This is a genomic window from Xanthomonas sp. NCPPB 3218 (assembly GCF_056725185.1).
Genome location: NZ_CM161516.1, coordinates 1917156 through 1929939 on the forward strand (window position 1 = coordinate 1917156; position 12784 = coordinate 1929939).

Genomic DNA, 12784 nt, shown 5'->3' on the forward strand with positions numbered 1-12784 from the left:
CGTTTTTTATTGCACGCGGTGACATCTGCAACGCAGTGTTTTTCGGCGGCGTTCGCAAAGAACGCGGTTTTTTCACCGCGGCGGGTCGAAGGTTGGGGGTGGTGCGGCGGCGTTGCGTCGCCGCAGATCGAAGAGGAACAACTGATGACGACATTGCATCGTCCTTCCCGTCGCGGCCACTGGGCACTGGCGACGTTGGGAGGCGTGATTGGAGTGCTGGGCGCCGTGCTGCTGGCAGGCGGCGTGTGGCTGGCCGCGCTGGGCGGCTCCTGGTATTACGCGCCTGTGGGCGTGGCCTTGCTGATCGCCGGCGTATTGCTGTTTCGCGGTCGCAATGCGGGCGCGTGGTGGTTTGCCGCAGTGGTGGCGGCAACGTTGCTGTGGACATGGTGGGAATCGGGCAGCGACTACTGGCGTTGGGTACCGCGGCTAGGCTTGATCGTCGGCTTGGCATTCGTGCTGGCGCTGCTGCTGCCTAAGCTGGAGCGCCCGGTGTCGCGTGCGGTGTCGCGCAGCGTGGCCGGCGTTCTGGCGGCGGTGTTCGTGGTGGCCTTCGCGCTCGCCTTCGTGCCGTTTGGGGTGACCGAGGCCGATGGCGCGCTGGCACACGCCGCCGGCATGGCCGCGGGCCTGGTCACGCGCAGCGCGTCTGCAGCGCCGGCCGCCTCCGACGGGCAGCCGGGCAATGCGCCTGCCGACGACGACTGGGCCGCATATGGACGCAGCCAGGCCGGGCAGCGCTATTCGCCGCTGCAGCAGATCAACCGCGACAACGTTGCGCAATTGAAGCAGGCCTGGGTCTTCCACACCGGCGACCTGCCGAGCAAGCGCTGGGGTGCGGAAACCACGCCGCTGAAGGTGGGCGACAGCCTGTACCTGTGCACCGCGCGCAATCAGGTGATCGCGCTGGATGCCGCCAGTGGCAAGGAGCGTTGGCGTTACGATCCCAAGGTCAAGGACGAGGCGATTCCGTATACGGCCGCCTGCCGTGGTGTGTCGTACTACCAGGTGCCGGTGGCAGCCAACGACGCCGCCGCAGCAGTGGCAGCGGATGGGGCGCCGCTGTGCCGCACGCGCATCATCGAAGGCACGCTGGATGGCCGCCTGATCGCGCTGGATGCGCGTAGCGGCAAGCCGTGCACGGATTTCGGCAACAACGGCCAGGTCGACATCACCGTCGGCATGGGGCAGACGCCGCCGGGCTATGTGTCGATCAATTCGCCGCCCGCCATCGTGCGCGGGGTGGTGGTCACCGGCCATCAGGTGCTGGACGGGCAGAAGCGTTACGAGCCGTCCGGTGTGATCGAAGGTTTCGATGCGGTGACCGGCCAATTGCGCTGGGCCTGGGACATGACCCATCCGGACTGGAACGGCGCACCGCCGCCGGGCCAGACCTGGACGCGTGGCACGCCGAACATGTGGACCACCGCCGCGGCCGACGAACAGCTGGGCTATGTGTATCTGCCGATGGGCAACTCCACCGCCGATTACTGGAGCAGCTCGCGCACGCCGCAGGAGAATCGCTATGCGACCTCGCTGGTGGCGCTGGACGTCACCACCGGCAAGCCGGTGTGGAATTTCCAGACCACGCATATCGATGCGTGGGATTACGACCTGGGCTCGCAGCCGAGCCTGATCGACTTCCCCAAGGACGGCGTCAACGTGCCGGCGGTGTTGTTGCCGAGCAAGCAGGGCGAGTTGTACGTGCTGGATCGGCGTACCGGTAAGCCGCTAGTGGGCGTGGAAGAACGCGCAGTGCCAGGCGGTGGCGTGGAGCCGCAGATGCGTGCCAAGACGCAGCCGTTTTCGCTGTACCACACGCTGCGCAAGCCGGATCTGACCGAGCGCGACATGTGGGGGATGACGCCGATCGATCAGCTGGTCTGCCGCATCCAGTTCCGCAAGGCCAGCTACAAGGGCATCTACACGCCGCCGGAAGCCGACCGCCATTCGATCGAATACCCCGGCTACAACGGTGGTTCGGACTGGGGCAGTGTGTCGGTGGATCCGCAGCGCGGCGTGATCGTGGCCAACTACAACGACATGCCCAACTACAACCTGCTGGTGCCGCGCGCCAAGGCCGACAAACTGGGCTGGGCACCGCGCGATGAAGCGCGCGGCGATGCAGGTGGCGCGGAAGGTGCGGGCGATCCGCAGGCCGGTACGCCGTATGCGATCAACGTCAACGCCGGCTGGCGCCTGCCGTTCACCAAGCTGCTGTGCAAGCAGCCGCCGTATGGCGGCATCCGTGCGATCGATCTGGCCAGCGGCAAGATCCTTTGGGACCGCCCGTTCGGCAGCGCACGCGGCAATGGTCCGTTCGGCATCCGCTCTGGTCTGCCGATCGAGATTGGCACGCCCAACAACGGCGGTTCGGTGGTGACGGCCAGTGGCTTGATCTTCATTGCCGCAGCCACCGACGACCTGATCCGCGCCATCGATCTGTCCACCGGCAAGGAGCTGTGGCATGCCAAGCTGCCGGCCGGTGGCCAGGCCAACCCGATGGTCTACGCCTACAACGGCCGCGAGTATCTGGTGATCATGGCCGGCGGCCACCACTTCATGGAAACGCCCGCAGGCGATGCCGTGGTGGCCTACGCGCTGCCGCAGCAGGCACCATGACGCAGGCAGCGGTCAAACCTGCCAACCAAGGCAGGCCGGCCATTCCCGAGGCCTGAAACGAAAAAGCGCACCCCAAGCGGTGCGCTTTTTTTATGGGCAATCGCATCACAGCAGTCGCCAAACACCCTGCATCGAGTAGCGGTCAATTACCCGTTGACCTAACAGAACCCCGCACCCGCACCCGCACCCACGCTCTTGCAATTCCCGATTCCCGATTCCCGATTCCCGACTCACCCAACGTTAGCCGCAACCGCATCCTCCATCACCGCATCGCGCACATCCTGCGCCAGCGTCGCCTTGACGATGATCGAGCGGATGGCATCGGTGGCATCCGACAGCGGCACATCGCTGCTCAGGCGCTGGAAGGTGTCGCGGCTGTTGTAGCCGGACCCGTCCTTCAGATAATGGTCGTACATCGACAGCAGGTCCTGGCAGGCGGTGATCAGCGCCGCGACGTTGCCGCGCAACAGGGCATAGCCGATCTGGTCGAAACTGTGCAGGCAATCGGCCAGCCAATGCAGGTCGTAACGGGCGGTGGCCGGTTCCGGCGCGGTGTGGCCGCGGCTATAGGCGCTGTAGCGGCGCAGGCTGCGTGCCACCCGTGCGACGTGCGCGAACAACGTGCCGATCTCGTTGGCGATATCCAGCCGCTGCACCATCACCATCGGAATCACCTGGCTGTCGGCAGCCGGCGCCTGTTCGGCGGCCGTCTGTTCCTGCTGCTCCAGCGATTGCTTGAGGATGGTGTAGCTGCGCTGCAGCGATTCCAGCTCCAGCACGCTGGCGGCCGCACGCGCCTTCGCCTGCGAGAGCGCGGCCTGGTAGCGGGCAAGGCTGTCCTGGGTGCTGGCGAGCTGGCCGGATTCGGCGCGCAGCTGACGGCCACGCACGAACGCCAGCACGGTGGCAATCAGCGCCCAGAGCGCGAATGCAGGCACCAGGTAGATCAAGATGCCCATGGAGAGTCCTCGAAACGTTGCATACCTTGTCGGCCTGCACGCGGCGGACTTGAGGGCAATCGCCGAGAATGTGATGGGCAACGATGTCCTCGCTTGCAACCCGACGCCGGAAGCTGTCGCGCCCCCTGACCAAAGGCACGTGGCGGGCGGTATCCCGGCATGCTCGAATCAGCGCACCCGCCAGCCCGGAGCCTTGCATGCGCAGATGGATCGATCGCTGGCCGCCAACGCTGCGGCGCGTCCGCTCAGCCGGACTGATCTGGGTCGTGATGTGTGCCACCGTGCAGGCCGCGCCGGCCATGCCGTCATCGGCACCCGTGCAGGTGGGTTACAGCGAGGCCACGGACCTGTTTAACCTGCTGGATAACCTGTCGGACTGGTTGCCCGGCTATACGGCGCCCGTCTATCGCAGCTATTTCGAAACCCATGGCGGGCTGGACCCGGCCGATCGTGCAGCGCTTGTGGCCTACGCAGATTTCCGTCGGCGCACCTCGGGGCTGGCAAAGGACGACGATCTGGAGGTGCTCGACCGTGTGTTTGCGCCAGATGCCACCCGTGAGGTGGATCCTTTCTCCCGGCATTTCCTCGGGAATGCGGGATTCGAGGCCTCAGCGGACGCCGCCATTGCCGAGCAGTCGGCAGACGACCAGGCGATGTTGCGCGCGTATTTTGCCCGCTTCGTTCCGCGCGCCAGGCACCTGGTCGCCGTTGCACCGCGTTTCGCGCAACAGGCGCGCGAGCTGGGCGAGGAACTGTCCAAGCCCGCCGTCTCGCGGTTGGCAGCGCAGATGCGGGCGTTCTTTGCAGTGCCGGAGCCTGCGGTATTCCAGGCAAGATTCGTCTGGTGGCCGGAGCCGGACACCACCCAGGCCAAGGTGCGCGGACGCACCATGCTGCTGTATTCGCAGCATGATGCGCGTACCGGCACGGCCTCGATGGACTGGGCGCCGATCGTGTTGCATGAATTGAGTCACTACCTGTCTGCGGGGCAGCCATCGGCGCGCAAACGCATGCTCGCTGCCAACTTCGTGCGGCTGTGTCCGGGTGCGGCCACCTTGCGTAACCCGCTCAATGCGCTGGAAGAGCCGTTGGCGATCTACTGGGGACAGTATCGCTTCGAGCAGGCGGTGCGCGGGCAATCGCTGCCGCCGTCGTCGCAGTGGTATATCCAGGCGGACGCCGATCGCGCGGCGAAGGCGATCGCAGCGGCCTATCCAGCAAGCGGGGCGGCACCGGTGCTCGATGACAACGCATTGCTGGCCGCTGCTGCATCGGCCTGCAATTAGACCGTAATGGAGCTGGAAGCCGCTGGCAGAACGCAGCGCATCGTCGTCGCCTGCTGCGGATGGTGCGCTCACAACCGGTGATCTCCGCGTGCTGCATGCCGACCGCATACGGCGTGCACGCGGTCGGCGAAACAGCCGGGGCCGAGAATCCTCAGCCGAGAATGCCGGGCAAATCCAGGCCTTTTTGCTTCGCGCAGTCGGTGGCGATGGCGTAGCCGGCATCGGCGTGGCGCATCACGCCGGTGGCCGGGTCGTTCCAGAGCACGCGCTCCAGACGCTTGTCGGCCGCCTCGCTACCGTCGCAGACGATGACCATGCCGGCGTGTTGCGAGAAGCCCATGCCGACGCCGCCGCCGTGATGCAGCGACACCCAGGTCGCACCGGACGCGGTGTTGAGCAGGGCATTGAGCAGCGGCCAGTCGGAGACCGCATCCGAGCCGTCGGCCATGGCCTCGGTTTCGCGGTTGGGCGAGGCGACGCTGCCCGAATCCAGATGATCGCGGCCGATCACCACCGGCGCCTTCAATTCACCGCTGCGCACCATCGCATTGAAGGCCAGGCCGAGCCGATGGCGGTCGCCCAGACCGACCCAGCAGATCCGCGCAGGCAGGCCCTGGAAGGCGATCTTTTCGGCAGCCATGTCCAGCCAGCGGTGCAGATGCGCATCGTCGGGAATGAGCTCCTTGACCTTGGCATCGGTCTTGGCGATGTCGTCCGGATCGCCACTGAGCGCGACCCAGCGGAACGGGCCGATGCCACGGCAGAACAGCGGCCGGATATAGGCGGGCACGAAGCCGGGGAAGTCGAACGCGTTGTCGACGCCTGCTTCCAGCGCCATCTGGCGCAGGTTGTTGCCGTAATCGACGGTGGGCACGCCGAGTGCGTGGAAGGTGAGCATGGCGCGGATGTGGTTGGCCATCGAGTCGCGCGCGGCGGCTTCCACCTCCTTCGGTGCGCTCACGCGTTTCGCGTCCCATTCCTCCACCGTCCAGCCCTGCGGCAGGTAGCCGTTGATCGGGTCGTGCGCGGAGGTCTGGTCGGTCAGCAGGTCCGGCTTGACCCCGCGTAGCAGCAGTTCGTCCAGCACGTCTGCGACATTGCCGAGCAGGCCGACCGACAGCGGTTTCTTCGCCGTGCACGATTCCTCGATCAGGCGCAGCGCTTCGTCCAGGTCGTCGGTCCAGGTATCCAGGTAGCCGGTGCGCAGGCGCATGTCGATGCTGGAACGGCGGCATTCCACTGCCAGGCACGAGGCGCCGGCCATCACCGCGGCCAGCGGCTGCGCGCCGCCCATGCCGCCCAGGCCACCGGTGAACAGCCACTTGCCGGCCAGGCTGCCGCCGTAATGCTGGCGGCCCATCTCCACGAAGGTTTCGTAGGTGCCTTGCACGATGCCCTGCGCGCCGATGTAGATCCAGCTGCCGGCGGTCATCTGGCCGTACATCGCCAGACCCTTGCGATCGAGTTCGTTGAAATGCTCCCAGCTGGCCCAGCGCGGCACCAGGTTGGAGTTGGCGATCAGCACGCGCGGCGCATCGGCATGCGTGCGGAACACCCCGACCGGCTTGCCGGACTGCACCAGCAGGGTCTGGTCGTCGTCCAGGCGCGTTAGCGCGGCGACGATCGCATCGAAGGATTCCCAGTCGCGCGCGGCGCGGCCGATCCCGCCATAGACCACCAGTTCCTGCGGGCGCTCGGCCACGTCCGGGTCCAGGTTGTTCATCAGCATGCGCAGCGGCGCTTCGGTGAGCCAGCTTTTTGCGGTGAGCGTGGTGCCGGTTGCGGCGCGGATGACGCGGGTTGCGTCGTGACGGGTCATGCCGGTTTCCTTGCAATCAACGGTGCGCCGCAGGCGGCGTGGTGGCGGAGGAGTGAGCGGTGGTATTGGCAAACTGCAGGCAGGCCAGCAGCACGTGACGCAGCACCGCGCGTAGTGCGACCGCATGCGCGGGGAGCCAGGGCGTGGGCCAGTTCTGCGGGGTGATGGTGTCCGGCTCGCGCATGTAGCCGCGGCACGCCAGCTCCATCTGCAGCGTATGCACGCCATGCCCGGGCTGCGCGTAATGGCGGGTGATCCAGCCGCCCTTGAAGCGCCCGTTGCGCACGGTGCTCGAGCCGCTGCTGCGGCACAGCTGCTCCACCGCATCGGCCAGGGCCGGATCGCAACTGCGGTCGTCGTTGCTGCCGATGTTGAACTGCGGCAGCTCGCCATCGAACAGATGCGGAATATGCGAGCGGATCGAATGCGCGTCGTAGACCACGATGCTGGCGTGCTGCGTGCGCAGGCGCGCGATCTCGGCAGCGAGCGCAGCGTGATAGGGGTCGAACCACTGCGTGCGGCGCCAGGCGATCTGCGCTTGGTCGGGTTCGGCGCCGTCGGCATACAGCGGCTGGTTGTCGAAGGTGGTCAGCGGGCACAGGCCGGTGGTGTTCTGGCCCGGGTACAGGGACGCTCCGCTGGGATCGCGGTTGACGTCGATCACCGAGCGCGAGATCGCGGTGCGCACGGTGGTGGCGCCGAGCGATTGCGCGAAGTCGTACAGCTGATGCACCCACCAATCGGCATCGCGGCGTGCCAGCCAGGGCGAGACGAACTGGTCGACCATCTCCTCGGGCAGCTCGGTGCCGGTATGCGGGAAGCTGAGGATCAGCGGCGCATCGCCGCGGTGGATCTCGAGCCAGGGCAGGGCGCTCATCGCGGTGCGCCTTGTGCTGGTGCGATCGTCAAGGCGCGACGATGTCGCGCCTGCGTCCGGCCGGCGCGCAGCACGACCTGACGCGCAAGCAGTCCGCGCGCGCGTATCGCCCGCAGTGCATGGTCGTCGCGCAGATGCGCGCTCGGCAGTGACGCGAGACCTTGCACGCGCGAACACGACGCTGCCGAGCTCATTCCAGCGGCTGCGAGGTGGCGCGTCATGCGTGCTGCTCCACGCCTGGCAAGGCGATGGCAACCGCCTGCGCGAGCGCACCCGAACGCACCAACGCACTGGCCGCCAGCATGTCGGGATGGAAATAGCGGTCGTCCTGCAGGGTCGGCACCTGCGCGCGCAGCAGGGCGCGCGCGGCTTCCAGCGCGGCGCTGGAGCGCAGCGGCGCATGGAAGTCGCAGCCTTGCACGGCCGCCAGCAGTTCGATGCCGATCACGTGCGCGGCGTTCTCGGCCATCGCCAGCAGACGCCGCGCGCCATGCGCGGCCATCGACACATGATCTTCCTGATTGGCCGAGGTCGGAATCGAATCGACACTGGCCGGATACGCACGCTGCTTGTTCTCCGACACCAGGGCCGCTGCGGTGACCTGCGGAATCATGAAGCCGGAATTCAGGCCCGGACGCGGGGTGAGGAACGCCGGCAGGCCCGACAAGGCCGGGTCGACCAGCATCGCGGTGCGGCGTTCGCTGATCGAGCCGATTTCGCAGACCGCCATCGCCAGCATGTCGGCTGCGAAGGCCACCGGCTCGGCGTGGAAGTTGCCGCCGGACAAGGCCTCGCCGGTATCGCTGAACACCAGCGGGTTATCCGAGACGCCATTGGCCTCGATCTCCAGCGTGCGTGCGGCCTGACGCATGATGTCCAGCGCCGCGCCCATCACCTGCGGCTGGCAGCGCAGGCAGTACGGATCCTGCACACGCACATCGCCGAGCCGGTGCGATTCGCGGATGCTCGAATCGGCCATCAGCGCGCGCAGCGCGGCAGCGGTGGCGATCTGCCCCGGTTGGCCACGCAAGGCATGGATGCGCGCATCGAACGGCGTGTCCGAGCCCTTGGCCGCTTCCACCGACAGCGCGCCGGTGACCAACGCGGCCTGCAGCACGGTTTCGATCTCGAAAAGGCCGGCCAAGGCGCAGGCGGTGGAGAACTGGGTGCCGTTGAGCAGCGCCAGGCCTTCCTTGGCGCCCAGCACGCGCGGCTGCAGCTGCGCCTGCGCCAGCGCGTCGGCGGCAGGCAGGCGTTGCCCGCCGACGAAGGCTTCGCCGACGCCGATCATCACCGCGGCCAGGTGCGACAGCGGTGCCAGATCGCCGGAGGCACCGACCGAGCCCTGGCACGGCACCACCGGCGTGATGCCCAGGCGCAGCATCGCGTCCAGCAATGCCAGCGTCTGCGGCTGTACCCCGGAAGCACCCTGGGCCAGGCTGGTGAGCTTGAGCGCCATCATCAGCCGCACCACCGGCACCGGCGTGGGCTCGCCGACGCCGGCGGCGTGCGAGAGCACGATATTGCGCTGCAGGGCATGCAGGTCCTCGCGTTCGATGCGCACGCTGGCCAGCTTGCCGAAGCCGGTATTGACGCCATACACCGGCTCGCCGCGCGCCACGATGGCCTCCACCGTCTGCGCGCTGCGCAGGACCGCGGCCGCGCAGGCGTCGTCCAGCACGACGTCGGCGCCGCGATACAGCGCACGCCACTGCGCCAGCGTGACCTGGCCGGGCTGCAAGACAAGAGAAGCACTCATGACGACTCCGGATTCAGCAGGAATGCCCGCGCCAGACGCGGGCATGAAGAGGGTTGAAGCCCATGCGGTAGACCAGGTCGGCCGGCGCATCGATGTCCCAGATCGCCAGGTCGCAGTGCAGGCCGGCGCGCAGCCGGCCGAGTCGCTCGCCGCGCCCGAGTGCGCGTGCGGCTTCGCGGGTGAACCCGGCGATGCACTCGTCCACGGTCATGCGGAACAGCGTGGCGGCCATGTTCATCGCCAGCAGTGGGCTGGTCAGCGGCGAGGTGCCCGGATTGCAGTCGGTGGCCAGTGCCAGCGGCACGCCGGCGGCGCGCAACGCCGCGATCGGCGGCAGCTGGGTGTCGCGGGTGAAATAGAACGCGCCCGGCAACAGCACCGCGACGGTGCCGGCGCCGGCCATCGCCGCAATGCCGGCGTCATCCAGGTATTCGATGTGATCGGCCGACAACGCGCCATGGCGTGCGGCCAGTTGCGCGCCATGCTGATTGCTCAGTTGCTCGGCATGGATCTTGATGTCCAGGCCATGTGCCTGCGCGGCACGGAAGACCTGTTCGGCCTGCGCGGGCGAGAACGCCAGATGCTCGCAGAACACGTCCACCGCCTCGGCAAGCCCTTGCGCGGCGATCGCCGGAATCATCTGCGTGCAGACGGCGTCGATATAGCTCTGCGCATCGCCGCCCGGCGGCACCGCATGCGCACCGAGGAAGGTCGGAACCACTTCGACCTTGCGCAGTGCCGCGAGCTGGCGTGCCACGCGCAGCTGCTTGGTTTCGTCCTCCAGCGTCAGCCCGTAGCCGGATTTGATTTCCAGCGTGGTCACGCCTTCGGCGAGCATGGCGTCCAGGCGCGGCAGGCTGGCGGCCAGCAGCGCTGCGTCGTCGGCGGCGCGGGTGGCGCGCACCGTGGCCACGATGCCGCCGCCGGCTGCGGCAATCTCGGCATAACTGGCACCGCGCAGGCGTTGCTCGAATTCGTTGGCGCGATTGCCTGCATACACCAGATGGGTATGGCAATCGATCAGGCCGGGGCTGATCCAGCGGCGCCGGCAATCGTGCGCAACGTCCGCTTTTAGCGCCGGGGCCTGCGCGGCCGGGCCGGCGTAGGTGATGCGGCCGTCCTGGCAGGCCAGAACGCCATCGTCCACGATGCCCAGGCCACCATCGGCTGCGTCCAGGGTCATCAGCTGTGCGTTGTGCCAGAGGACGTCGCAATGCATGGCGCAGGCTCGTGGTGTCTGATATGTATATACAATAAAACCGGCAATCGAGGGTGTCCAGTGGCAGACCAACAGGTGCAGGCGTTGTGGGCGGCGCGGGCTCTCCTGCCCGATGGCTGGGCGGGCGACGTGCGGATCACGCTGGCGCAGGGGCGCATCGCCTCGGTGCAGCCCGGCACCGCACCCGCTGCCGGCGACAGCCGGGTCGAGCGGCTGCTGCCCGGGCTGGGCAACCTGCATAGCCACGCATTCCAGCGCGGCATGGCCGGGCTGACCGAAGTGGGCGGGCGCAGCGGCGACAGTTTCTGGAGCTGGCGCGAGTTGATGTACCGCTTCGTCGACCGGCTCGATCCGGACAGCCTGCAGGCGATCGCCGAACAGGCCTATGTGGAAATGCTCGAAAGCGGCTTCACCCGCGTCGGCGAATTCCATTACCTGCACCACAGCCCCGGCGGCGCGGCGTATGCGCAGGCCGGCGAAATGTCCGGGCGCATCGCCGCTGCCGCCGCCAACACCGGCATCGGGCTGACGCTGTTGCCGGTGTTCTATGCGCATGCGGATTTCGGTGGCGTCGCGCCCAGCGCAGCGCAGCGTCGTTTGATCCACGACCTCGACGGCTTCGCGCGGTTGCTGGACGACTGCAAGGGCAGCCTGAAACCATTGCCGGATGCCGTGCTCGGGCTGGCGCCACACAGCCTGCGCGCGGTCACGCCGGAGCAGTTGGCGGCGTTGGTGCCGCTCACCGATGGCCCGATCCACATCCATATCGCCGAGCAGCAGCGCGAGGTCCAGGCCTGCCTGGCCTGGTCCGGCCAGCGCCCGCTGCAGTGGCTGCTGGCCAACGCGCCGGTGGATGCGCGCTGGTGCCTGGTGCATGCCACGCATGTGGACGCGAGCGAGCTGCAGGGTATCGTCGGCAGCGGCGCGGTGGTCGGGCTGTGCCCGATCACCGAGGCGAATCTGGGCGACGGCCTGTTCCCGATGCAGGCATTTGCCGCTGCGGGCGGGCGCTTTGGTGTCGGCTCGGATTCGAATGTGTTGATCGACGCGGCCGAAGAACTGCGCCTGCTCGAATACGGCCAGCGTCTGCAGCTGCAGGCACGCAATGTGCTGGCGCAGGCGGGCGCCTCCAGCGGGCGTTGGTTGTTCGAGCAGGCGGGCGAGGGTGCGGCGCAGGCCCTGGGCATTGCGCGCAGCGGCATCCAGGTCGGCGCATCGGCCGATCTGCTCGAACTGGACCCGACCCATCCGGCGCTGCTGGCCCGCAACGACGATGCGCTGCTGGACAGTTGGCTGTTCGCCGCGCGCGGCGGTGCCGTGCGCACCGTCTGGCGCGCCGGGCAACCGGTGGTGCGCGACGGGCGCCATGTGGATCGCGCGCGGATTGCCGCGCGTTTTGCCGGGGTTCTGCGATCGCTGCTGAGCAAATGAGTGGATGCGCGCACAATGCGGGTCTGACCGGAGACCTGTTTTGACCGCCACCCCCATCGCCGCGCCCGGCACCCTGCATCAACGCATCCGGCAGGATCTGGAACGCCGCATCCACAGTGGCGACTGGCCGCCCGGTCACCGGGTGCCGCCCGAGCACGAGCTGATGGCGCAATACGGCTGTTCGCGCATGACCGTGAACAAGGTACTCGGCCTGCTTGCCGATGCCGGCATGATCGAACGCCGGCGCCGCACCGGCTCGTTCGTGGCGCGCCCGCATCCGCATCTGGAGCAGGTCGCGTTGTCGATCCCCGACATCGAAGTGGAGATGACCGCGCGCGGCCACCTCTACCGGTTCGCGTTGCTGTCGCGTCGACTGCGCAGCCCGCGCCTGCGCGTGCCGCAGGAGCGGGCCCTGGGCAGCAGCGGCAAGGTGCTGGCGCTGGAAAGCGTGCACCTGGCAGACGGCAGTCCGTTCGCGCTGGAGCAGCGGGTGATCGACACCACCACCGTGCCCGAGGCATTGCAGCAGCCGTTCACCGACGTGGCGCCGGGCAGCTGGTTGTTGCGCAACGTGCCGTGGACGCGCGCCGAACACCGCATCAGCGCCGTCAATGCGGACGCCGCACAAGCCGAACGCCTGCAGGTGGACGATGGCGCGGCCTGTCTGGTCATCGATCGCCACACCTGGCGCGGCGACCAGCCGGTCACCTATGTGCGGCAGCTGTTCCTGGGCGGATCCTACGACCTGGTGGCGCGGTTCGCACCGGGAATGCGCTGAGCCTCAAGCCTCGCGCGCAGGCGCATGGGGCGAT

At 67.8% G+C, this 12784-nt stretch carries 9 protein-coding genes; 4 read left to right on the forward strand and 5 right to left on the reverse strand.

Translation table 11 applies throughout. The annotated features are described in order from the left end of the window. The first annotated feature begins 144 nt into the window (after positions 1 to 144). Positions 145 to 2622 carry a membrane-bound PQQ-dependent dehydrogenase, glucose/quinate/shikimate family gene (locus tag AC1PLS_RS08525; RefSeq protein WP_481104387.1) on the forward strand — a complete coding sequence of 826 codons (2478 nt, stop codon included), beginning with the start codon at positions 145 to 147 and terminating at the stop codon, positions 2620 to 2622. A 230-nt stretch (positions 2623 to 2852) separates the two neighbouring features. On the opposite strand, the gene AC1PLS_RS08530 is transcribed toward AC1PLS_RS08525, so the two are convergent. Further along, positions 2853 to 3581: a hypothetical protein gene (locus AC1PLS_RS08530; protein WP_039527945.1), complete on the reverse strand. Its 729-nt coding sequence runs from the start codon at positions 3579 to 3581 to the stop codon at positions 2853 to 2855. Positions 3582 to 3778: 197 nt separating this feature from the next. Here AC1PLS_RS08530 and AC1PLS_RS08535 point away from each other — a divergent pair, with 197 nt between their 5' ends. Further along, complete coding sequence (locus tag AC1PLS_RS08535) at positions 3779 to 4867, forward strand: hypothetical protein (RefSeq protein ID WP_184434191.1); 1089 nt, start codon at positions 3779 to 3781, stop codon at positions 4865 to 4867. Positions 4868 to 5018: 151 nt separating this feature from the next. Here the strand turns inward: AC1PLS_RS08535 and hutU are convergent, their stop codons facing one another. The 4 genes from hutU to hutI form a co-directional block, all read right to left on the reverse strand. Further along, positions 5019 to 6686: a urocanate hydratase gene (gene hutU, locus AC1PLS_RS08540; protein ID WP_184434193.1), complete on the reverse strand. Its 1668-nt coding sequence runs from the start codon at positions 6684 to 6686 to the stop codon at positions 5019 to 5021. 16 nt (positions 6687 to 6702) lie between these two features. After that, positions 6703 to 7563, reverse strand: a complete 861-nt coding sequence (gene hutG, locus AC1PLS_RS08545) for an N-formylglutamate deformylase (RefSeq protein WP_054592817.1) — start codon at positions 7561 to 7563, stop codon at positions 6703 to 6705. Positions 7564 to 7780: 217 nt separating this feature from the next. Further along, entirely contained in the window at positions 7781 to 9322 is a 1542-nt protein-coding gene (gene hutH, locus AC1PLS_RS08550) for a histidine ammonia-lyase (RefSeq protein ID WP_166771181.1), read from the reverse strand. 13 nt (positions 9323 to 9335) lie between these two features. Continuing rightward, the gene (gene hutI, locus AC1PLS_RS08555; protein ID WP_166771182.1) at positions 9336 to 10541 is read right to left on the reverse strand and encodes an imidazolonepropionase; all 1206 of its coding nucleotides are present in this window, start codon (positions 10539 to 10541) and stop codon (positions 9336 to 9338) included. A gap of 60 nt (positions 10542 to 10601) precedes the next feature. Here hutI and AC1PLS_RS08560 point away from each other — a divergent pair, with 60 nt between their 5' ends. Both AC1PLS_RS08560 and hutC read left to right on the forward strand, forming a co-directional pair. After that, on the forward strand, positions 10602 to 11972 hold the full coding sequence (locus AC1PLS_RS08560) for a formimidoylglutamate deiminase (RefSeq protein ID WP_166771183.1): 1371 nt from the start codon (positions 10602 to 10604) through the stop codon (positions 11970 to 11972). Positions 11973 to 11976: 4 nt separating this feature from the next. Continuing rightward, positions 11977 to 12750 (forward strand): histidine utilization repressor, encoded by a 774-nt coding sequence (hutC, locus tag AC1PLS_RS08565; protein ID WP_243849336.1) that lies wholly within the window; start codon positions 11977 to 11979, stop codon positions 12748 to 12750. Positions 12751 to 12784: the final 34 nt, after the last annotated feature.